This is a genomic window from Colwellia sp. MB3u-45, from assembly GCF_014077005.1.
Lineage (GTDB): Bacteria > Pseudomonadota > Gammaproteobacteria > Enterobacterales > Alteromonadaceae > Cognaticolwellia.
Map to the genome: position 1 here is coordinate 201,012 of NZ_JACGVC010000033.1, position 22,760 is coordinate 223,771.

General features: G+C 41.6%; 14 protein-coding genes. 7 read left to right on the forward strand and 7 right to left on the reverse strand.

Annotated features, from left to right (window positions below):
- Window positions 1-458 precede the first annotated feature (458 nt).
- From H4J41_RS01415 to H4J41_RS01430, 4 genes are read left to right on the forward strand one after another with little or no spacing between them, the layout of a single operon-like run.
- Window positions 459-1,328 carry an MBL fold metallo-hydrolase gene (locus H4J41_RS01415; RefSeq protein ID WP_182135291.1) on the forward strand — a complete coding sequence of 290 codons (870 nt, stop codon included), beginning with the start codon at window positions 459-461 and terminating at the stop codon, window positions 1,326-1,328.
- Between the two features lie 16 nt (window positions 1,329-1,344).
- Window positions 1,345-1,761, forward strand: a complete 417-nt coding sequence (locus tag H4J41_RS01420; RefSeq protein ID WP_182135292.1) for a YeeE/YedE family protein — start codon at window positions 1,345-1,347, stop codon at window positions 1,759-1,761.
- A gap of 5 nt (window positions 1,762-1,766) precedes the next feature.
- Window positions 1,767-2,177 (forward strand): YeeE/YedE family protein, encoded by a 411-nt coding sequence (locus H4J41_RS01425; protein WP_182135294.1) that lies wholly within the window; start codon window positions 1,767-1,769, stop codon window positions 2,175-2,177.
- A 9-nt stretch (window positions 2,178-2,186) separates the two neighbouring features.
- A complete protein-coding gene (locus H4J41_RS01430) occupies window positions 2,187-2,492 on the forward strand; it encodes a winged helix-turn-helix transcriptional regulator (protein ID WP_182135295.1) in 306 nt (101 codons plus the stop codon).
- A 378-nt stretch (window positions 2,493-2,870) separates the two neighbouring features.
- Here H4J41_RS01430 and putA read toward each other — a convergent pair whose 3' ends face one another.
- The 3 genes from putA to H4J41_RS01445 all read right to left on the reverse strand — a co-directional run bounded on the left by putA (window position 2,871) and on the right by H4J41_RS01445 (window position 11,368).
- Entirely contained in the window at window positions 2,871-6,701 is a 3,831-nt protein-coding gene (gene putA / locus H4J41_RS01435; RefSeq protein ID WP_182135297.1) for a bifunctional proline dehydrogenase/L-glutamate gamma-semialdehyde dehydrogenase PutA, read from the reverse strand.
- 297 nt (window positions 6,702-6,998) lie between these two features.
- Complete coding sequence (locus H4J41_RS01440) at window positions 6,999-10,118, reverse strand: efflux RND transporter permease subunit (protein ID WP_220460860.1); 3,120 nt, start codon at window positions 10,116-10,118, stop codon at window positions 6,999-7,001.
- Entirely contained in the window at window positions 10,118-11,368 is a 1,251-nt protein-coding gene (locus tag H4J41_RS01445) for an efflux RND transporter periplasmic adaptor subunit (RefSeq protein ID WP_182135300.1), read from the reverse strand. Before H4J41_RS01445 ends, H4J41_RS01440 begins: the two co-directional genes overlap by 1 nt.
- A gap of 861 nt (window positions 11,369-12,229) precedes the next feature.
- Here H4J41_RS01445 and H4J41_RS01450 point away from each other — a divergent pair.
- Complete coding sequence (locus H4J41_RS01450) at window positions 12,230-14,779, forward strand: excinuclease ABC subunit UvrA (protein ID WP_182135302.1); 2,550 nt, start codon at window positions 12,230-12,232, stop codon at window positions 14,777-14,779.
- A 247-nt stretch (window positions 14,780-15,026) separates the two neighbouring features.
- Here H4J41_RS01450 and H4J41_RS01455 read toward each other — a convergent pair whose 3' ends face one another.
- Window positions 15,027-16,073 carry an NAD(P)-dependent alcohol dehydrogenase gene (locus H4J41_RS01455; protein ID WP_182135303.1) on the reverse strand — a complete coding sequence of 349 codons (1,047 nt, stop codon included), beginning with the start codon at window positions 16,071-16,073 and terminating at the stop codon, window positions 15,027-15,029.
- Window positions 16,074-16,593: 520 nt separating this feature from the next.
- On the opposite strand from H4J41_RS01455, the gene H4J41_RS01460 reads away from it, so the two are divergent.
- Window positions 16,594-17,511, forward strand: a complete 918-nt coding sequence (locus tag H4J41_RS01460) for a patatin family protein (RefSeq protein ID WP_182135325.1) — start codon at window positions 16,594-16,596, stop codon at window positions 17,509-17,511.
- A gap of 148 nt (window positions 17,512-17,659) precedes the next feature.
- On the forward strand, window positions 17,660-18,235 hold the full coding sequence (gene dps, locus H4J41_RS01465) for a DNA starvation/stationary phase protection protein Dps (protein ID WP_182135305.1): 576 nt from the start codon (window positions 17,660-17,662) through the stop codon (window positions 18,233-18,235).
- Window positions 18,236-18,396: 161 nt separating this feature from the next.
- Here the strand turns inward: dps and nhaC are convergent, their stop codons facing one another.
- The 3 genes from nhaC to phaP form a co-directional block, all read right to left on the reverse strand.
- Entirely contained in the window at window positions 18,397-19,908 is a 1,512-nt protein-coding gene (gene nhaC, locus H4J41_RS01470; protein ID WP_182135307.1) for a Na+/H+ antiporter NhaC, read from the reverse strand.
- Between the two features lie 31 nt (window positions 19,909-19,939).
- On the reverse strand, window positions 19,940-20,407 hold the full coding sequence (locus H4J41_RS01475; RefSeq protein ID WP_182135309.1) for a phosphate-starvation-inducible protein PsiE: 468 nt from the start codon (window positions 20,405-20,407) through the stop codon (window positions 19,940-19,942).
- 1,619 nt (window positions 20,408-22,026) lie between these two features.
- Entirely contained in the window at window positions 22,027-22,464 is a 438-nt protein-coding gene (gene phaP, locus H4J41_RS01480; protein WP_182135311.1) for a TIGR01841 family phasin, read from the reverse strand.
- Window positions 22,465-22,760: the final 296 nt, after the last annotated feature.

Here is a 22,760-nt window from a genome sequence, read left to right on the forward strand (position 1 = left end):
TTGTGATTTATTACGATAAATGTCTTTGTAATTTTACAGCTTGGATAGCGCGCCATATTTGGTTGGCAAGCAAAACAAACTGGTCAGTTAGTTTTGATTTACCTATCAACAGTTCTGATCCTAGATTTCAGCGGCATTTCTGCTACCGGTAAAATGGCCAGCGGTTGGGCTGCGATCAACTTTCGCTAGTGGACAGCGGCTGGTCCAGATTACGCCATTGTTCAATGCCACCTACTATTATTAATGGGCAGCTGTCCGCAGTCTTCTCATCCATGCCCAGGAAGAAGGTCAGTGCCGGCGCCGTTAATATTGAGCCACCCGCCCCAACAAACCCAAACTTAAACCTATGATCACGGCGCTTAACAGCAACATTACTAACATTAAGTGGTAGATACCTTGATTTATATCAAATATTACGAATATATGATATAAAGGGTAATTTAATCAAGGAGTTAATTATGGCGGTTCAGGTTAAAGTTTTTTTTCATCAGGACACCGGCACATTAAGTTACCTGGTAGTCGACAGTCAGGCGCAACATGCGGTAATCATCGACAGCGTGTTGGATTTTGATATTGGCTCAGGGGAGGTTAAAGCAGAGTTTGCCAATCGGCAGTTGGCATATATTGCTGATAACAACCTTAAACTAGTGTGGATCCTGGATACTCATGCCCACGCAGATCATCTCAGTGCGGCCAATTACTTACGCACGAAAACTGGGGCCAAGACCGTAATAGGCCAAGGGATCACCGAGGTTCGATCACGCTTTTCCAAGACTTTTAATCGAGCCACTAGTGGGCCTGGCGAACAGCCTGATTTTGATTGCTTGTTAGCAGAGGGGCAACAACTGGTGTTTGGTTCAGCTGCTTTGTCTGGCATCAGTACCCCAGGTCACACTAGTGATAGCCTCAGTTATCTGATTGAAGACAATGTATTTGTTGGCGATACCCTGTTTATGCCAGATGCAGGTACGGCCCGTTGTGATTTCCCTGGCGGTGATGCAGATATTTTATGGGATAGCATCGCTCGCCTGCATAGGCTTCCGGATGATTATAAGATTTGGGTATGTCACGATTATCAGCCGGATGGGCGTGAACTGCGCTATCAAACCACGGTAAAAGAAAGTCGTGAATCCAACATATATGTGGGTAGTCACAGGCAAAAAACCGAGTATGTCGCATTACGTAAAAAGCGTGACGCAACACTCGGCGCGCCCAAACTGTTGTATCCGTCTTTACAAGTTAATTTGTGGGGCGCATCTTTGCCTGAATGTGAAAGTAATGGTGTTCGATATATCAAGATCCCCTTAACCGATAGAGTAACAAGCTAAAAAGGAAATAAAACTGATGGAAAATATTTATATACAGGCCTTGATGGGCGGGGGCCTCATAGGTGTCGCGTCTTTGCTGCTGATGTTATTTAACGGCCGTGTCGCAGGGGTATCTGGGATTACCCACGGTGCGATCACCTCATTGGCGCCCGCGAATTGGTGGCGCTGGTTGTTTTTAGTAGGATTAATTATCGCGCCGTTAATTACCGCCCTGTTTGGTTATGGCTTACCCACTAGCATGCCAGTTGGCTTACCGCAATTGGCTATCGCCGGATTAATCGTTGGCGTTGGCACCCATTACGGCTCAGGGTGTACCAGTGGGCATGGGATATGCGGTATTGGCCGCTTATCTAAACGCTCGTTGGTCGCCACATTAACCTTTATGCTCAGCGCTATCGTTACTGTCGCTGTGATCAATCACGTCATTGGATAACTGTCATGAAACATAATTTAACTGCCTTGATTGCGGGCCTGCTATTTGGAGCGGGTTTAACCATTTCAACTATGGTCGACCCAGCCAGAGTTCTGGGGTTCTTAGACATATTGGGCGCTTGGGATCCCACTTTAGCCTTCGTCATGTTAGGTGGTATAGCGGTCTACTTACCCGGTTACCATTTTCTAATCAAGCCTCGTCAAAGTACTTTATTAGCAGGCGATTTTCATGTGCCGCAAAAAAAAGGGGTAGATAAACCCTTGCTTATTGGCTCAACTTTATTTGGAATTGGCTGGGGATTAAGCGGCATTTGCCCAGGGCCAGGATTAGCCAATCTTTCCGGCGGTTTGCCCGCTATTTGGGTCTTTGTGTTGTGCATGCTGCTTGGTATGTTAGTGGCATCCAAGTTAAAATAAGCACTATTAATGGAAATCAACGACATGTATGCCAACGCTGGAAAGGCCGCCATATGGTTAAAAGCCATGGCGAATCAGCATAGGTTGATGATTTTTTTGTTAAATGACGGGGAGCGCTGGGTCTTAGAGTTAAACAAACAGATAGCGATCCCACAATATAGCTTGTCACAACATCTCAGCCAGTTTTGCTGGAAAAAGTTAGTGGCCACCAGACGTGACGCGCAAACTATCTATTACTCGTTGGCCATCGCAGCAGTGCAAGCGATCATTGCCACCCTCTATCAAGTGTATTGTGCGCCAAAGCAAACAGCATAGAAAAAGGGGACTGACAGAGAGGAAACGTTTTCAACAGAAGTTTAGCCGTGACTCAGAGCATGGAATAGAGCATGGAAATTTTAGCTTCAGGTTTGGAAAGGTTAGGGAATGTAGCTAAAGAGCATGTCATCGTACTTTATTCTAGCTATAAACAAGAGCGGCTTAAGGTAAATATTATCTAGGATTTATAGCCTCGAACGTCCTTGTGAAGCTATAGTAAAATCCTCTGCCCTACGATTACCACATGTGCTAAAAGTAGGGCAGAGGTCAGCGTCACGTTGCTGATTTTGTTTGTCAATAATACCTTAAGATGACGGTTGCTCAGTCAAGGGCTTCGCTTCGAATGTTAGTATCCAAAACGAAACTGCCCCTTAATCGCTAATCTTCTTCATCTAAGGTCATCAGTGACGTATTACCACCAGTAGCTGTGGTATTAATACTGATCGCTTTTTCTGTTAATAATCGTTGCATTAAATTATCAAAATATTTTGAACTGATCACAGGTAAAATTGCACCTTGACGTTCTGCTAATTTTTCACTGATATAATGTTTACGGTCGCAATGACTATCAACAACAACACCTGATAATCCAGGCTGTGCCAGCAAGGTTGTTAAATGGCATAAACGGGCAATTTGAAAAATATTCTCATCTTCGCCTGTGGCAATAAGTTCATCTCTAAAAGCTATTGCTTGATCATAAAACAAGTCAGAAACAACCGAGATCACCGTATTACCAGTTGCCAAAGCCGTTACGACAGAAAGTAACCAAAAGTGAAAAGTAACATTTTCGTCCGCAAAACAGATGATGTTGCCACGATTTTCTAAATATAGCATATTAGACTCACCCGTCGGACCCGGTAAAACGCTTGGCTCCTTCAAGTGTTTTTCAATATCAATTAATTGTGAGCGCGCCGCTTCTAAAGTATGCGTTAAATCGTCTGCTAAATTATCAATGATATCGATATGAGCTATTTTTTCTAATACTTCGCTAACACAAGATATACGGGTATTTAACTCGCTTAAGCGCCAGATTTTTTCTGCTGTACTCGCTCTGTCCATAAATAATACGGCTTGTGCATCGGTATCGCTGTTTGAGGCTTGTGCTTGCTGTGGTATTAAATTAAGTTTCTTGGCATCGGGCGTTGTTATTTCTTTAACTAAACGCGTTAAATAATATGGGCCACCTGCTTTTGGCCCTGTACCTGAAAGACCACGACCACCAAAAGGTTGCACACCGACAATAGCGCCAATCATATTGCGATTGATATACACGTTACCTGCTCGTGATAGCTTCGCCAAATTTATTGCTCGCTGTTCAATGCGGGTATGTATACCCATAGTTAAGCCAAAACCTGTGCCGTTAATATCATCAACGGCTTTTTCTATTTCATCGCCTTTAAAGCGAACAATATGTACACAAGGACCAAATACTTCCTGCTTCAGCACGCTAATATTCTCTATTTCATAAAGTCGTGGCGCAAAAAAGAAATGTTCGTTATCTGCTATTTCATTTGTTATCTCATCAGCAATATCGCATTGGTATAATAGTTGACCATGGGTTTTCATATAGTCACTGTGAGCATTGAGTGAATCTAGCGCTTTTTGATCAATAACAGGACCTACGTCAGTACGCAGTTTTTCTGGGTTACCCACATGTAATTCTGCTAATGCGCCTTTAAGCATGGTAATAACATCATCAGCAATATCTTCTTGTAAAAATAATACTCGAAGTGCAGAACAACGTTGACCTGCAGATTGAAATCCTGAAGAAATAACATCATCAATGACTTGTTCAGGTAGGGCGGTAGAGTCAACTAACATACAGTTTTGACCACCCGTCTCAGCAATAAAGGGCACTTGATCGCCGCCTCTCTCAGCCAATGTTTGCGAAATCATAGTTGCTGTTTTACTAGAACCGGTAAAAATAACCGCTTGTATACCTGCATTAGGAATAATAACGCTACCCACATCACTACCCTTTGCAATAACGGCTTGTACAACGCCATGGGGTAATCCAACAGAGGTCATTAATTCAATAGCGCGCAATGCAATTAAACTTGTTTGCTGGGCTGGTTTAGCTAACACAGTATTACCCGTAGCAATGGCAGCAGTTACTTGCCCTATAAATATAGCTAACGGGAAGTTCCAAGGGCTGATACATAACACCACACCACGGGCTTCTGAACGATCATCTTCTGCAATTTCAATCGCTTGTTGTGCATAGTAGCGACAAAAATCAACTGCCTCTTTAACTTCATCAATACCATCTTGTGCCGTTTTCCCTGCTTCTTTGATGCATAAGGCAATTAACTCGTCGATATGATGTTCAAGAACATCGGCGACACGGCATAATAAGGCCGCGCGTTCAGATACAGGCGTTTGTGACCATGAAGCGAATGCGTTTTGAGCGGTTTCGACCATCGCGAGCATTTCATCCTTGCTGTGATGTCGTTGAAAACCAATAATTTCACTATGCTTTGCTGGATTTCTAATAGCGATTGACCCTTCTGGCAGATCATTTTCAGAAAACAAGTGATTCACAAGCCAGTTATCCAGTGATTTTTTTAAAGGGGTTACTGTATTGATATCGGTTAAATCTAGGCCCTTGGAATTATCTCGACCGAGACCTTTTTCATCATGGTATAACGCGATGGGTTTGATTATTTGGCCGTTATATTTGTCTTTTAAGCGATGTATTTTTTCAATGGGATCGACAAGTAAAGATTCGACCGGTTGTGACTCATCAATAATAGCATTAACAAAAGAAGAGTTAGCGCCATTTTCTAACAAACGACGCACTAAATAGGCGAGTAGATCTTTATGAGGACCCACAGGTGCGTAGACGCGACATTGAACATTTTCATTGGTAACAACTTGGTCATATAACGAGCCACCCATGCCATATAGACATTGAAATTCAAAACTTGTTTTGTCATTGCCCGCCAGTTCAAGAATAGTAGCGACAGTATAAGCATTATGCGTCGCAAACTGTGGAAAGATGGTATCTCTATATTCTAATAATTTTTTCGCACAGGCAATGTAAGATACATCAGTAGAAGCCTTGCGAGTATATACCGGAAAATGCGGATAACCCCCTTTTTGGCTGTTTTTAATCTGAGTATCCCAATAAGCACCTTTTACTAAGCGCACCATCATTTTTCGGTCAACACGCATGGTTAGTTCACGTAACCAGTCAACTATAAAGGTGGCGCGTTTTTGATAAGCTTGCAGGGCCATTGAAAAGCCATTCCAACCTGCTAACTCATCATCACTAAATACCGCCTCAATAACATCAAGGGATATATCTAATCGCTCAGATTCTTCCGCATCAACAGTTAAGCCAATATTGTAGCTTTTGGCTTGCAAACAAAGTGCCTTAAGTTTGGGAGCAGCTTCAGCCATTACCCGTTCTTTTTGGGCAAATTCGTAACGAGGATGGATAGCAGAAAGCTTAACTGAAATACCAGGCAATTTGCGCGGGTCGTTCTCACCTGACGCACGAGCAACTGCGCCTATGGTATCTATGGCAACTTGATAAGCTTTAAAATACTTTTCAGCGTCGACCATAGTTCGCGCACCTTCACCTAGCATGTCGTATGAATATACGAAGCCTTGCCGCTCTTTCTTGGCCGCATGATCAGTTGCTTCTTGAATCGTTTCGCCCATAACAAACTGCTCACCCATAATTTGCATGGCGTAGTTCATTGCCTTACGAATGACAGGCTCACCTAATCGACCAATAACCTTCTTCAATAAACCAAAGCTATCTTTTTCCCGTTCATCAGCATAGTCAACCATGGTTCCGGTCACTAATAACCCCCAAGATGAGGCATTAACGAATAGTGAATCACTGCTGCCTATATGACTGTCCCATTGCCCTTTAGATATTTTGTCACTAATTAGGGCATCTTGAGTATGCTTATCTGGTACACGTAATAAGGCTTCGGCTAAACACATTAACACCACACCTTCTTCACTTGATAATGTGTATTCTGCCAGTAAGGCATCTATCGCACCGTTTCCTGATTCGTCTCTACGTATTTTCAGCGAAATTTTACGGGCTTTTTCCCACGCTCTGCTGACAGCATCATCGTTAACTTCAGCTAAGGGTAAAATATGCGCTACCGCAACACTTTCATCAATACGATAGAACTCGCGAATTTTTTGACGCGTAGGGGACTCTGTGATGTTTGAATTATTAAAAAGCATATACTTCACCTCAAATTTTTTAAAAATGTTTTGCAATTACATAAGTTAATTACAATTTAATTTACTGGTTCGATTGCATGTAAAACTCAGTAGGTGTGAATCCACAGAAGCTCACATTGTCATTAGGGTACTCTTCATCATTTTTATGCAGATTAAGTTAATATTTTTCGCTCATCAAAATAGCGCTAGACTGACCACTGAAGCCTAGTTCACTAAAATATCTGAATACACTTTGACCCATAAAAAAGCACCTAACCTAAACACTTGTTTTGCGCTGAATAAAATTGAATTTTTGCCCTAACTTTGACAGTCACTTTTTAACTCTTCAGTCTTAAATAGGCGCATGACCCATATAAAGAAGAAGGGTGCGAAAAATAAAACCAATATTGTTGTAGCCGTAATACCCCCTAGTACACCAATTGATATCGCGTTTTGCGCTCCTGACCCTGGCCCTGCGGCAAATGCCAAAGGCATCACACCTAAAATAAATGTCAGTGATGTCATCAAAATAGGGCGAAGTCTTTGTTTAGCCGCCATCACAGCTGAATCATAGGGATTCATGCCTTCTTCGAGGTTGGTTTTTGCAAATTCAATAATCAAAATTGCATTTTTGGCCGCCAAGGCAATGGTCATTAATAAGCCCACTTGAAAGTAAATATCATTTGCTTGTCCAGACCACCATGTGGCCAAAACAGCACCAAATATACCCAGTGGAACCGTTAGGATAATGGCTAAGGGAATTGTCCAACTCTCATATAAAGCTGCTAATGCTAGAAACACCGCTATGATTGAAATCATATAAACAATCCATGCCTGACCACCCGATTGTTTTTCTTCATAGGATAAGCCGGTCCACTGCAAACCAATTCCACTTGGCAAGCTTTCAGCGAGTTTTGATATCTGGTTAAGGGCTTCACCTGAACTAATGCCTTGTGCGGCCTCACCTTTAATTTCAAGAGAAGAATTGCCGTCAAACCGCGTTAGCTTGGATGCGCCATATGTCCATTCACCTGATCCAAACGTTGAAAGAGGCACCATTGCACCCGAGGCATTGCGCACGTACCATCGTTTTATATCAGTTGGCAGCATCCGATATTCAGCGTCCGCTTGCGCGTATACTCTCTTTATGCGGCCGTTTTCTATGAAGTCGTTGATATAAGAACCCCCAAGAGCGGTACTTAAAGTTTGATTAATTGTTGCCATTGACACACCTAATGCTAGCGCTTTGCCGGCATCGATATCAATATCATATTGTGGACTAGGCGGCAGTCCATTGAAACGAACCCTATTTAGCAGATCGCTTTGATTTGCCTCTCCAATGAATTGCTGCATTGCCTCATTAAAGGCGACTTGTCCCAAACCGGCCCTATCGACTAGTTGAAATTCAAAACCACTTGAGTTTCCTAGCGCTGATACTGCTGGCGGCACAATTGGAATGATCATGGCGTCTGGCACAGTTGACAATGCCTTGCCAGCTTGTTCACTGATCTGGAAGACGCTTTGATTTTCTCCGCGCTCCGCCCAAGGTTTCATTTTAATAAAACCGATACCCACATTTTGACTGTTGCCAGAAAAGCTGAAACCCGCAGCAGTGAATATTCCTTCAACCGCACCGTTTGTCTGGTCTAAATAGAAGTCCTCGACTTGCTTATTTTTCTCAACGGTTTGTTGTAGCGTTGAACTTACAGGCCCGCTAACTAGGGTGAACATGCGTCCTTGATCTTCATCAGGCAAAAATGAAGTGGGTATTTTAACGAATAAACTAATTGCAGCCGCAATCATGGCTAAGAAAACTAATGGTAAAATAATTCGACTTGCCAATAACTTCACTAGTAAGTTTTCATGTCCTCTCTTCAACTTTTTAAAGCCCCGATTGAACAAGCCAAAAAATCCTGTTTTCTTTTCTGTCTTGCCTTGTTTTAAAACGATGGCGCACAAGGATGGGGAGAGACTGAGCGCAATAAAAAGCGAAATACCCATGGCTACGGAAATTGTCACCGCAAATTGTCGATAAATTACGCCTGTTGAACCTTCAAAGAAGGTAATCGGAATAAACACCGCCCATATTACAACCGTTGTGCCAATAAGCGCCCCTGAAATTTCTTTCATGGCTTTAATTGAAGCAGCCTTTGGCGTCATATCAGGATTATTTTCCAATTTGTTTTCAATGTTTTCGGTAACCACTATCGCATCATCAACCAACATACCAATGGCTAATACCAGCGCGAATAATGTTAGAATATTGATGGAGTAACCAAAAACATAAAGAAACGCAAACGTGCCGAGTAACACAACGGGTATTGCCACTGTTGGGATCAAAGTCGCACGTGATGTTTGTAAGAATGCGTAAAGGACTAAAATAACCAATAAGGCAGCAATCACCAGCGTTTTGATTACTTCATAAATTGACGCTTGTACAAAAGGTGAAATATCTACTGGATAGGCGATTTCTAATTGCTCAGGAATGATGTCGCTAAATTCTTCAATTCTGTCTTTCACCGCTTGAATGGTTTGTAAAGCATTGGCATTAGGAGTCAACTCGATCGCAATTCCTGATGCAGGCCGGCGATTGTAGCGTCCAATGACACTGTAACTTTCTGCACCAATTTCAACGCGGGCAACATCACCTAAGGTTGCTTGGGAGCCATCCTGATCAACCGTTAGTAAAATTGCTTCGAATTCCGCTACGGTTTCAAGTAATGACTGCGACGTAATTGTAGCGTTGAGTTGCTGTCCTTTAACACTCGGCGCACCACCAATTTGACCGGTAGCTAGCTGTACATTTTGCTCCTGAACGGTATTAATGACATCTTGTGTTGTAATGTTGAGATTGTACATTGATTGTGGATTGAGCCAAATACGCATAGCGTGCTCAGGGCCGAATGTCCTAATTTGTCCTACGCCATCAATCCGGCTGAGTGGTTCTTCTAGATTAGACGCCAAGAAGTCAGAGATTTCATTTCGTCCATATGAATCATCCGTTGAATAAAAACTAACGATAAGGGCGTAACTGCTGCCCGCTTTTCTGACCGCAACGCCTTGTCTCTGGACGGCTTGAGGAAGCGATGATTCTGCTTGCGACACTTTATTTTGTGTTTGTACCTGCGCGATATCAGCGTCAGTTCCTGGCTCAAAAGTAAGATTGATATTTGCACGTCCTGATGAGGAACTTTGAGATTGGATATAACGTAAATTATCGATACCCGTCAGATTTTGCTCGATTACTTGTGTCACCGTATTTTCGAGTGTTTGCGCCGATGCGCCTGGATAAGTAACCGATATTGATATCTTAGGTGCGGCTATATTTGGATATTGTTCAACCGGCAGTGATGTAATGGCTAGAGAGCCTAAACCCATAATAACGATGGCAATAACCCACGCAAAAATGGGTCTGTTAATAAAAAATTTAGAGATCATTAATTCGAGCTCGTTTTGTTATTTTCAGCATTAGCGGTAGCATGGTCATCAGATTTCGTTGCTCCAGAGGACGTATTAGTTGAATCCTTCGATTTGATGTTTTTAGGCGCGACTTTGGCGCCCGGCTGCAACATCATTGCCCCCACTACAATAACGGTATCACCCGTTTTAAGACCGTTTTTGATTACCCAATTATTTTTGTAAGTGCCGCTGGTGACCACTGCACGCTTGTTTGCTATATTATTAGCATCGACAACCCAAACCACCTTTGAGCCATCGGCCTCTATACTGACGGCTTTTTGCGGCACTATGATTGTTTCTTGAATTCCTATTTCCTTAATGGTTCCACGCACGAACATGCCAGGTAACAAAGCCCCATTTGGGTTTGGAAAGACAGACCTCAACCGAATCGTACCTGTGTTTTCATCTACGGCTAAATCAGTAGCATACATGCTACCCTTGTGGGGATAGATAAAATCGTTATTGCCAAATAAAAGCGTTACCTCAAATTTTGCGTCCTCGCCTTTGGTCATGCGACTGGTCATCAAACTTTGCTGCAAAGTCTTCGCATCGGCGGCCGACTGAGACAAGTCGACGTAAACTGGGTCAAGTTGTCTGATTGTTGCTAAAGCTGTTTGTTGTTGCGCAGTAACGAGGGCACCTTCTGTCACCGTCGATGGGCTAATATAGCCTGAAATGGGGGCATGTACTTTTGTGTAATCAAGGTTGATTTTTGCTTTTTTTACCTCAGCCAGCGAGAGGGCAACAGCGGCGTTGGCTTTTGCCACACTTGCCTTTGCGCTATCAAACGTTTGCTCGCTTACTGTGTTGGTTTTTATCAGGCTTTGATAGCGGCTTTGGAATGCAAGGGCAAGCTCAAGTTCAGCTTTGCTATTTTGCAAACTCGCCTTTGCACTTTGATAATCGGCCTGATATCTTGCTGGATCAATCTGGTAGAGTTGCTGACCTTCTTCAATAAGGCTACCTTCTTCAAAAAATCGTGATTGAATGATACCGCTCACTTGAGGACGAATATCAGCCGTCATAAATGCTTTCACGCGGCCAGGCAACTCATGATTTAAAGCGATTGCTTGCTCTTTTATTGTTACCACGCCTACTTGGTGTGCAGGGCGCTCTTTTGTTTGCAATTCATTATCTTGAGAAGCCTCTGATGTGCTTTTATCAGCGTTATCTCCACAGCCGGCAGTTATAAGTAAGCCAAGCGCTGCGATGAAAAAGAAATACTTCATCTTCCTCCTTAAGTTTTTATTAATTACGAATTTTTTAAGTCTTAGCAGAAATCGAGTCGAGATAAATTTTAGATAAGACCCCACACCATCTCATGTTTAAAGACTCAATGATACCGGTGCAAGTGACCTGGACTCATGCTACTTGTAAGGATGTATTAATTTTTGAAGCTGAAAGGTCTTGCAACCCTGGATTTATCGTACCTATTATCTTACCTATAATTATCTTACCTATAATTTTGTAAAATCGCTTAAAGTTTGAAACTGAGAAAGTCAAAGCTTATGGACTATAAATGAGACAAATTAATCTTTGGAACTTAGTCGTCTTATCCCACTTTCGTGGACAGACAATAATCGTTGTACGGATACATCAGGAGATGTTTTATGACAAAAGGTAAACGTTATCAAAGATACTCTGTTGAGCTTAATCGTATGGCGTTACTCAAAGCTTAGGAAGATGGTGTTACTGCTGAAGCGTTTGTGAAGAACTAGGGCTCAGTTTGTCTATAGGTAGAATAAAACGTCATTTTTCATAACATGAAAATATATGATTCCTCATTTTTTTATATTTACCTCTCTTTGATATCATTGAGTGAGAGAAATCGGTTATTTTCGTCTATTAATCAACGGATTTCACATAATTCAGAATTTAAAAAGAACAATAGATAAAGTGGTAAAAGTTATTTTAATATTAATTGCTTTCAAGATTTTAGTTTTTTAAGCGTTCCATTTATTAATTAGCGGAATACAAAATAACACTGTTTTATGTGCTGTGTTAGTTAGAATAGGTTGGGCCTCAATCAGTATGGGTCATGGCACTATTACTTAGACAACGTGACGCAACAAAAAGAAGTAAAAGTTTAAATGAGTAAAGCTAAAGGAGGATCAACTATCGCCCCAAAGAAAGTAAATAGCGTCCCTTGTGATGCTGAACACTGTGTTCAAGTGCGCGGAGCTCGCGTTCACAACCTGAAAAATATCAATATAGACTTACCCCGCAACGCACTCGTTGTATTTACGGGCATCTCTGGTTCTGGAAAGTCATCGCTTGCTTTCGGGACTCTGTTTGCAGAATCACAGCGCCGCTATCTTGATTCAGTCTCTCCTTTTGCTCGCCGATTAATCGATCAAGTAGATGAACCAGACGTCGACTCAATCGACGGTCTGCCACCAGCGGTCGCACTGCAGCAGCAAAGAGGCACACCCTCTGTTCGCTCTTCTGTAGGGAGTGTGACAACAATTTCCAATGCATTACGCATGCTTTATTCTCGTGCTGGGCAGTATCCGCAAGGGCAAAAAATTCTGTATGCAGATTCTTTTTCTGCAAACACACCAGAAGGTGCTTGCCCCAAATGTCATGGCATTGGGCGAGTTTTTGAAGTCACAGAAAAGATGCTTGTTCCTGATGATACTAAGACGATTAGAGAGGGTGCCATTGCAGCATGGCCACCTGCGTGGCAAGGTAAGAACCTTAGCCGCATACTGGTTTCTCTTGGACACGACATTGATAAACCGTGGAAGATGCTACCGAAGAAGACGCGTGACTGGATCCTGTTTACTGAAGAAACACCAACCGTGCCGGTTTACCCCGAATATGATTTTGCGCAAACGTTAGAGGCGATTGATAAGGGTGAAAAGCCTCATTATATGGGCACGTTTGCGAGCGCTAAACACTTTATTATGCACTCCTTTGCGACCACCCAAAGTCTAAGAACTAAAAAACGTGTTTCCCAATTCATGTATATTTCTGAATGCCCAGACTGCAAGGGAAAGAAATTAAAACGAGAGTCTTTAAGGGTTAAATTTGCTGGACTTGATATTGGTGAACTGTCGCGCTTAACTTTAAATGAGCTAGCTAAACGCTTGCGCTATGCTGCCAATAAAGCCTCAAAAAAAAGTGACCCGCATCAAGAAAAAAATATTGTTGTTCAGCGAATTACCCGAGATATTTTGGTTCGCGTTGAAGCGCTCACAACGCTTGGTTTGGGCTATCTGTCTTTGGAGCGCAGCACACCAACCTTGTCAGGGGGAGAACTACAGCGCTTGCGCTTGGCAACACAGATCCGTTCACAGCTGTTTGGCGTCGTTTATGTATTAGATGAACCTTCGGCAGGTCTGCACCCAGCCGATACTCAATCCTTGTTAGGGGCATTGGATGAACTGATTCGAGCTGGCAACTCCTTATTCGTGGTTGAGCACGATGTCAGCGTTATTCAACATGCTGACTGGATTGTAGACATTGGCCCGAACGCGGGCAACCACGGTGGCGAAGTGATTTACAACGGACCGTTAGAAGGTTTGCGTGCAGTGACAGGATCACATACCAGTCGCCATCTTTTCTCACCCCTTGCTAGCGCAAAACAGTTGCCAAGAAAGCCTACAGCATGGTTGAAGTTAGAAGGGGTTGAACGAAACAATCTTCAGGGGCTAAATATTGAGTTCCCTCTCGGTGTTATGTCAACTGTTACTGGCATTTCAGGTTCGGGTAAATCTAGTCTAGTGAGTCAGGCACTTGTCGAACTGGTTTACGATGCGCTGGGTCAAAAAAAGACCGTTGAGGTGCCCAGTGGCGAGACGGCCTTACTTGAACGAGAGTTAGAAACATCAACCAGCGGACAGATCGTTGCGGGCATGGAACTGGTGCGACGATTAGTCAGCGTTGATCAGAAGCCAATTGGTCGCACTCCGCGCTCAAACCTTGCAACCTACACCGGCCTGTTTGATCATGTGCGGAAGTTATTTGCCTCGACTCGAAAATCGAAAGCACGCGGTTATGACGCTGGTCGTTTTTCTTTCAACGTTGCTAAGGGACGCTGCTCGAATTGTGAAGGCGTGGGATTTGTTAGTGTGGAATTGTTATTTCTCCCTAGTGTCTACTCCCCTTGTTCAGTGTGTCGAGGCCAGCGTTATAACGACAAGACACTTGAGGTAACATATCGCGACAAAAACATCGCCGAAGTCCTTGCTTTGACGGTAGAGACTGCGCGCGAATTCTTTGAAAATGAACCTTCAGTAGTGCGGGCACTAGATGCGTTGCTGCAGGTTGGACTAGGCTACCTCAGACTTGGTCAGCCTGCCACAGAACTGTCGGGAGGTGAAGCTCAGCGGGTTAAACTTGCAACAGAATTGCAGCGGTCACAGCGCGGCGATACGCTTTATGTGCTTGATGAACCAACTACGGGCCTGCATCAAGAAGATGTGTCGATGTTAATGCTGCAATTAAATGGATTGGTTGACTCAGGTAACACCGTTATTATGGTTGAGCACGATATGCAGGTTGCTAGCAGCAGCGATTGGGTTATCGACATTGGACCTGGCGCTGGTGATGAAGGTGGATTAGTTGTCGCACAAGGACCACCAGCACAAGTAGCAAAATCGAAGACCAGTCTGACGGCGCCATTTATGTTGTCGTAGAGTCAGGAGAATGTGCGAGCATATTAATGTATGAAACTGGCTATTAATGTTTGCAACAAGACATTAAAGTTTGAAACTCACACTAACATTATAAAAGCGCTTTCAAGTGATTTTTGCTTTATTTTTAATATAACTTTACTTGTCTGTCGCTGTTTTAAAATGTCATAAAAACTATGCACTCGGCGCGGCAAAAAAAACCAGCTCTGCTTACAGTGCTGGTTTTAGTTATTAATTACTCATTAAATAATTATGCGCTTAACGACGCCATATCAATAACAAAACGATAGCGAACATCAGAGCGTTCCATTCGCTCGTAGGCGGTATTAATTTCGTCAATATTGATCATTTCACACTCTGGCAATACGTTGTTTTCACCACAAAAATCAAGCATTTGCTGAGTTTCTTTAATGCCACCAATTAATGAGCCTGCAATACGACGACGACCCATTAATAATGGTACCGTGTTAACTTCGTCAACTGGACCTATTTGTCCAACAATAACAAGTGTCCCGTCTATATCGAGTAGGGGTGTATAAATTGATAAATCATGTTTTACAGGGACGGTATCAATGATGATATCAAATGCAGACTTCGAACCTTCCATTTCATCATCGTTTGTTGATACTAAGTAATGTTGTGCGCCTAAGTTTATCGCATCATCTTTTTTAGACTCACTACGGCCAATGACGGTGACGGTTGCTCCCATAGCGACAGCGTTTTTAACTGCCATATGGCCAAGTCCGCCTAAGCCAACGACTGCAACACGGCTACCTTCTTTAACGTCCCATTTGTGTAGTGGAGAATACGTAGTAATGCCAGCACATAAGAGTGGTGCAACGCGTGATAGCTCTAAACTTTCAGGAACGGAGAGTACAAACTCTTCACGCACAACAACATGTTTTGAATAACCGCCTTGGGTCATTTCTCCACTTATTCTGTCTTTACCCGAGTAAGTTCCAACCATACCCTCGCGACACAGTTGTTCTTCGTGGTTATCGCATTGGTCACAGCTTTTACATGAGTCGACCATACAACCAACAGCGACTGTATCGCCTTGCTTGTATTTTGTAACGCCGCTACCTATCGACATTACTTTACCTACAATTTCGTGTCCAGGTACTAGAGGGTATTCGCTGCCGCCCCAATCGTTTCGTACGGCGTGTAAATCTGTATGGCACACACCACAGTAAAGAATTTCAATTTCTACATCATTATCGCGTAAATCGCGGCGCTCGAAAGAAAACTCAGTGAGTTGAGAGCCTTGGCTCTTTGCTGCATATCCTGTTGTTTTCATCATAACTCCATAGTCTTTTAAAAATTTAAGACCATGGAGTATGGTACATGAGTTCTGAATGTAAACCCCCCCCTTGTATCAGGATAGTGGTTGCCTCAATTAATTTATAAATACACAGGGTGCGGTAAGTTAACGTTCGTGAATTATCAAAGGTATTCAAGCAAGCTTAAAGAAACAATATTAAACAAACTCAGTCAAAGGGGTTTGTCGGTCACAATGGACTTCCAGTTAGACGCTTTTTCTTGTTGAGTGTATAGTTTGATTGGGTTTGTAATTACACATCTACCTATTGTTGTAGCTTACTTTTAGACTTTAACGCCCTTAATCAATGTTAAGTTAATATTTATTATTTATTTAATTCAAGGTTTAATGGTTTTTTATTGAATTGTGATAGCATTTGTATGTTAATAAATTAACCTTTAACTAATGTTAGAAGTTTTCTGTTTTAGATTGCATTTGTCTGAGCCAAAAAAGGTGTTCGGGGAGTTATCTTCACGAACAACAAAGTGTAAGGTCAACAATAAAAGGGCGAATTGATTTGAGCGTAAACATAGCGCTGATTGCTGAAGGTGGTGGTCAACGAGGAATATTCACTGCAGGTGTGTTAGATGCTTGGTTAGAGAATGATTTTGATCCTTTCGATTTATTTATAGGGACGTCATCGGGCTCGCAAAATATCACGAGCTTTTTATCTCGTCAAAAAGGCTATGCCAAACAATTAATCCGTGGTTTATCACGTCAAAAGCGTTTTTATAAGCTAGGCCGTGGATTAGTTGGGGGCAATGTTGTGGATTTGGATTGGTACTTTGATAACACCATTCAAGGTAGGTTTGCCTTAGACTTTGCGGCGGCAAAGAAATCATTGGGAAAACGAGAATTATTGATCACCGCAACAAATTCACGTGATAGGCAAGGTTATTTTTTGCGCCCAAACGGCAATAGTACTCATTGGCGAAAATTGCTTAAAGCCTCGAGTGCATTACCTTTTTTATATAAAGAAGGAGTTAAACTTACGCCTAGGTTAACTGCTCGTTCGTTTAATAAGGCACAAGCACCTCAAGCTGATTATTACCTTGACGGTGGCCTGGCAGAGCCGTTACCCGTGCGTGAAGCCTATCGCCGCGGTGCTCGAAAAATAGTTATTATTCGCACTGTTAATGCTGATCTTCATGCTCAGTCGGTTTGGATAAACAAACTAAAGTCATGGATTTACTCGTCTGGACATTGCCCAAAAACCATTGATTATTTGGTTCAGCATGAGCAAGCTTATCGCCAAGAGCTCGCCTTTATCGCTGACCCTCCTGACGATGTTGAGCTTATTCAAATTTTTGCTAAAGACCATCTTCGAAGTAAAAGCTTAGGCAGTTCGGATATGGATTTACAGCATGATTATCGTGCCGGTATCGATGCGGGTAATGCTTTTTTGCAGACATCATAAATGTTTCACTCGTGATATCCAAGACGGTTTCTGTTGTTTGACAAAGGGTTTGCACATTTGATAGTGTGGATGAGTCAGGGAGGGGCACTTTATGCCATTTTTGGCTAGCTATACCTCTCCGGTTATGTTGAAGCATATAGGAGAAATAATGACTATAAGTAATCAAATAAATCAGCAAAAAACAACTAAATTTACAGTGCCAGGCATGGATGAAGCGTCTGCTAACCGAGCAATATCGACTTTAGACAACCGTATGGTAGCACTGATCGATTTGGCCCTTACGCTAAAGCACGTTCATTGGAACGTTGTTGGCCCCAATTTCATCGGCGTTCATGAAATGCTAGACCCTCAAGTAGAAGCTGTGCGTGAGATGACCGACAGCATCGCAGAGCGAATAGCTACTTTGGGCGGATCACCGGTAGGAACTCCGCAATCTATTGCTGACCGTCGTACTTGGCATGACTATTCGCTAGGTAAGGCATTGGCCATCGAGCATTTGGCCGCCCTTGATTTAGTGTATAACGGGGTAAACAGTGATCATCGCAAAGCAATGGGTGAAATGGCAGAACTTGATCCGGTATCGGAAGACATGCTAATTGGTCAGTTGACTGATCTTGAGCAGTTCCAATGGTTCATTCGTGCGCATCTTGAATCCTCTGATGGTGATTTACTCACTGCCAACAGCCAAACCGAGTTGGCTGCAGCAAAATCTGCACTTTCTTAAACCCAGCGGATCGAATTACATTTATCTATGATGGCGCCTTTGGCGTCATCAATCTCTTCTACATATATTTCAATACGGTATCAAATTCCACGAATTCATCCGACGCTTAAATAACTAAGCTATAACTAAAATTTGCTCTTTTCTGACTCGTCATTGGCATCCTAGTTCTCAGTGCCTGTATCTTCGTCTACAATTTTTGGTGTACCATCAGCATTAAATTCGGCTATCGCTTCACCAGAGGATTTCCAGCCTTCTCTTTCTTCGTCAGTTGCTTTGGGCGAGAATAACCCAGTAAAAGCATAGAAAATTCCAATCAGGGGAGCAGTCCAGCAGGCAAAAGCAAGTGGTATGTACAAAAGATTTTCTATATTGCCATCAGCAATGCCAAGACCTAGGGCTGAAATTACAAATGCGCCACCCGCATTCCAAGGAATTAGCGGAGACATTAATGTACCGCCTTCTTCAATCCCACGTGATAAATTTAACGTTGAATAACCCATACCACGGTAAACTGGAGAGTACATTCTTCCTGGTAAAGCAATCGATAAGTAGGGATCACCGGCTACTAGGTTAGTCGCAAACGCGGTTCCAATAGCGGCGGTTTGAATGCCAGAAAAACTAGTGACTTTACTCTTAATAGCATTAATAATCGACCTCAAACAACCTGTTTTCTCTAGCGCTCCGCCAAAGCCCAAAGCAATCAATATTAAAGAAATTGTCCACATCATGGATTGAATACCACCTCGATTTAACAGGCTGTCAATTTCTTCAATACCGGTATTTATTGAATAACCATTGTTCGCAAAATCAAAAATTGATTGTAAACTCTGTCCCTGAACAATCATTGCTGTCGCCCCACCGGCTACAACGCCGGCGAATAGTGATGGCATGGGGGGGTATTTCTTTATAGCTAAGCCCATCACAATCAAAGCTGGCAATAATACCCATCCTGAAATATAAAAGTTTTCATCTAAGACACTAGTGATACCATCAATTTTTTCAAATGAAATGCTTTGGGTGTCGATGACGAAAAATCCAACTAGTAAATATATAATAAGTGCGATCAGCATTGCTGGGATGGTTGTTGCCATCATATTTTTTATATGAGAAAAAACGTCGGTGCCAGTAACCGCAGGGGCTAAATTAGTGGTGTCGGAAAGTGGTGAAATTTTATCACCAAAAAATGCACCTGAAACTACAGCGCCAGCAGTCCAATATGCAGGGATGTCGAAGCCTTCTCCAATCCCCATTAAGGCCAAACCAACAGTACCTACACTCGCCCAACTAGTGCCAAGAGCAAGGGAAACTATGGCGCAAATTACCATACTAGCAGCCAGGAATAGTTCAGGCGAAAGTACTTTTAAGCCAAAATAAATAATACTTGGTACCGTACCACTGGCAATCCAAACTCCTATGATCATCCCAACTGTTATTAAAACCGATACCGAAGGTAAAGCGACGTGAATAACGTGAAAAATACCTTTCTCTATGTCCTTCCATTTCAGTCCTAGCTTAATTCCAACAATACTAGTAATAGCTAAGCCAATGGCAAGAGGGATGTGAGGCTCGAAAATGCCAAAGTAAAATATTTGCGTCCCAAGAATAAACAGAGTTAATACGACGGGTGTCAAAGCAAGTAATAAGCCTGGTTTTGCATGTTCTGACAGTTTCATTTAAATACCTCATGTTTGTTATCCCTAACTATTATCCGTCATTGCGCGTTCGGATAATTACTATTGCTGAAATGGAAAGAATCAAGATAGCTATTGCCTCGTACAGAATATTCTCAGGTGCCATATCTTTACCTTGCAGAACAATCAATCGAGCGATTGCTGTGATAGCAATAAAAATAGGGTAAACAAACGCCGAGCGTGGATCCGAGTAGAATACAGCTACCATGCCGATAACTTCGAGATAAAGAAACATTAGTAGTATGTCTGCAAGAATGATGGTTTGGGCTACATAAATTGTATGGATTTCAAATGCCACAGCTCCAAGCGTCATCACAGCGACGATCATTAATATTATTCGCTCAATTATGTGAAAAATACCAAGCGCTAAAGACCTCTCAGCTTTTCCTGCACTGGGGCCTTCTTCGTGATTTACTTCATCAGAGTTATGCTTTATTGCATCCGAGTTGCCGTTTTCGTCACTTTGTTTGTTTGAAGTCATAAATAAGATTCATTCATCTAATTAGAGAAAATTTTTGATCGGATTGAATTGGGACCGATTTTTTGTAAGGATTGTTATGGATAATAATATTTCGTTCCAAGTATAAAACAGTCTAATAATTTCACGCAGAATATCTTCTCAAGAGAATATTATTGCTGAGCAGAGCGTCCGTTAATTCGCTTTCAAGTTGGAGCAGTTGAGCCCTGAAATAACTCTCTATTCATGATAAACGATGTATTAGATCTATTCAACAAGCATCGATTTTGTAGGGGGAGTGAAAGCTGCTAAGTCCAGTTTTATCTAATTCGGAACAGGATTTTCAGCAATTAAAATTATAATTTCAACTAGCTAGTTCGAGTGTTGCTGGTCGTTGGGTAAGTCTAAGTTCTGAAGCAACAGTTAGTTAAGCTGTGAAAAAAGATATGTGTAGTTAGGAACATTAATCAGTCACAGGCTTATACTAGCAGTGTTGTACTTTTAAATTTGAACTTGAAATTGGTTGCTAATTCAGATGTAAACTATTGATCTTAAATTGACATTTAAAGGCTGATTCTTGATCAATCGGCCTTTTTTAGTTTGGTTGCTAATTGGTTGCTAATTATTCCTGGCGAGTTATCAATCTCGGCAGATATTTCCCTGATATAGATTTTATATTTGTATTCATCTTAGATAAAATTTATATTTTAATCTGATATGCCACTCAATTAGTCGACTCCCAAATATCAATCAAATAAATACACTTAAGTTAAATAAAGTACTCTTGTCGTCAATGTTCGGGGAAGTAACTAACAATCGTTGTATAGCGTGTTCTGATGGGAAAGAACTTCGTTAGCTGTTTGTATTATTACGACTGTTAACTCTGCTCGTATCGTTTACGTTACTAGTTGAAAAGGTTAAGGTCTTCTTAGAAATAATGAACGGTGATTAAGTTTATCGAACCTTCCATGACCGTGTTAAGAAACGTTATATAGCACTGAATTGGCTTTACATTAATTATAGACTTTTTTGCCTTTAAATCGGTATTAGTGACCTTTACTCGTGCGTCATGACCCATTTAGTCATATCAGAGGATTGATAAAGTACATATTTTATGAAAGGTAGAGTACTTTTTTTGGTAAGCTTGCCGCTGTTGTCAATTTTCCATGTAGCTCTGCAAAGGTATGTGAATACAAGCTAGAGCTAGTTGAGTGTGATCATCGTGATCTTTCTGGTATTTTCTGTGGTGAAATACTTTGTGAGTAATATGAGGTGAAGCAACATTGTTAGCGCGTGATTTTTTGATGAGGGTTTAATTACGCTAGTATTTTTTGGTATAACTTGTTTAAAATTTATTCCAAGCTTACTAACTTTATGATTATTTTACTTGGTTAAAGTAACTCTCTATTTTGGTATCTACTTCGTTATCTACTTCGTTATCTATTTTATTTTAATCAATGATTAGAAAAATTACTGATTAAAATAAAACTCTTATATCTGTTTTTTTCCTGCGTATACAATAGCTCACCTAATTAATGAAGCGGATACTATTTGTCTTTTACTTTTTAGCGACAAAAAAAACCAGTATCAAGATACTGGTTTTTCATTAACAAGCACAAATAAGCTTATTTATTAGTCATAAATTATTTAGCAGCGGTAGTCGCTTTTGCCATAGTTTCTTTAGCAGTGCTGGTCGCTTTTGCCATAGAATCTTTAGCTGTGTTAGTCGCGTTCGCCATAGAATCTTTAACTAAGTTGGTTACTTCTTCAGACGTTTTAGTGACAACATCATAAGTCTCTTTAGCTGAAGCAGTAACTTTCGCTTGAAGCGCTTCAGTGTAAGCTTTTTGTGACTCAATCGCTGCGGCTAAATCTTTCTGAGCTGACAATGCTTTAGTTTGAGCTGCACTGTCGTTCAGGATCGTAGTCATTAATGCTGATTGCTGATTGATTAATTGCTCAACCGTTTTAGTATTAAGTTCTACAAGGGTATTAAATGGCTTCATTGCTGCAGTGAACTGGTCTGTATTGTTTAATGATTTCATTGCAGTAGTAAATTGTTCAGTTAATTGTGTAAACATAATGATAGTTCCTATTTAGTTTTATATTATACTGCGGTGCAGCAATTCAATTCAAATTGAGTATAAGTGCTCACAACAGAGTCGTCAATGTTTTTTTGCTGCTATGCAGCATAAAGTTTTAATACCAGTTCAAGTCATTGTAAAATAATAGTTATAATTTAAAAGTAAATCTTTGATTCAGTTTAAATCTATAGCGTTAATACAAGTTTTAGTTATTTTTTAGATATAATGTTAACTTCAGTTTTTGGCGTAGCTTTAACTTCAGTTTTTGGCGTAGCTTTAACTTCAGTTTTTGG

Coding starts and splice junctions, on each gene's coding strand:
- H4J41_RS01445 (WP_182135300.1), bottom strand. CDS start 11,368: ATGAAGTATTTCTTTTTCATCGCAGCGCTTGGCTTACTTATAACTGCC.
- H4J41_RS01455 (WP_182135303.1), bottom strand. CDS start 16,073: ATGAAAACAACAGGATATGCAGCAAAGAGCCAAGGCTCTCAACTCACT.
- H4J41_RS01475 (WP_182135309.1), bottom strand. CDS start 20,407: ATGACTTCAAACAAACAAAGTGACGAAAACGGCAACTCGGATGCAATA.
- putA (WP_182135297.1), bottom strand. CDS start 6,701: ATGCTTTTTAATAATTCAAACATCACAGAGTCCCCTACGCGTCAAAAA.
- H4J41_RS01425 (WP_182135294.1), top strand. CDS start 1,767: ATGAAACATAATTTAACTGCCTTGATTGCGGGCCTGCTATTTGGAGCG.
- nhaC (WP_182135307.1), bottom strand. CDS start 19,908: ATGAAACTGTCAGAACATGCAAAACCAGGCTTATTACTTGCTTTGACA.
- dps (WP_182135305.1), top strand. CDS start 17,660: ATGACTATAAGTAATCAAATAAATCAGCAAAAAACAACTAAATTTACA.
- H4J41_RS01415 (WP_182135291.1), top strand. CDS start 459: ATGGCGGTTCAGGTTAAAGTTTTTTTTCATCAGGACACCGGCACATTA.
- H4J41_RS01450 (WP_182135302.1), top strand. CDS start 12,230: ATGAGTAAAGCTAAAGGAGGATCAACTATCGCCCCAAAGAAAGTAAAT.
- H4J41_RS01440 (WP_220460860.1), bottom strand. CDS start 10,118: ATGATCTCTAAATTTTTTATTAACAGACCCATTTTTGCGTGGGTTATT.
- H4J41_RS01420 (WP_182135292.1), top strand. CDS start 1,345: ATGGAAAATATTTATATACAGGCCTTGATGGGCGGGGGCCTCATAGGT.
- phaP (WP_182135311.1), bottom strand. CDS start 22,464: ATGTTTACACAATTAACTGAACAATTTACTACTGCAATGAAATCATTA.
- H4J41_RS01430 (WP_182135295.1), top strand. CDS start 2,187: ATGGAAATCAACGACATGTATGCCAACGCTGGAAAGGCCGCCATATGG.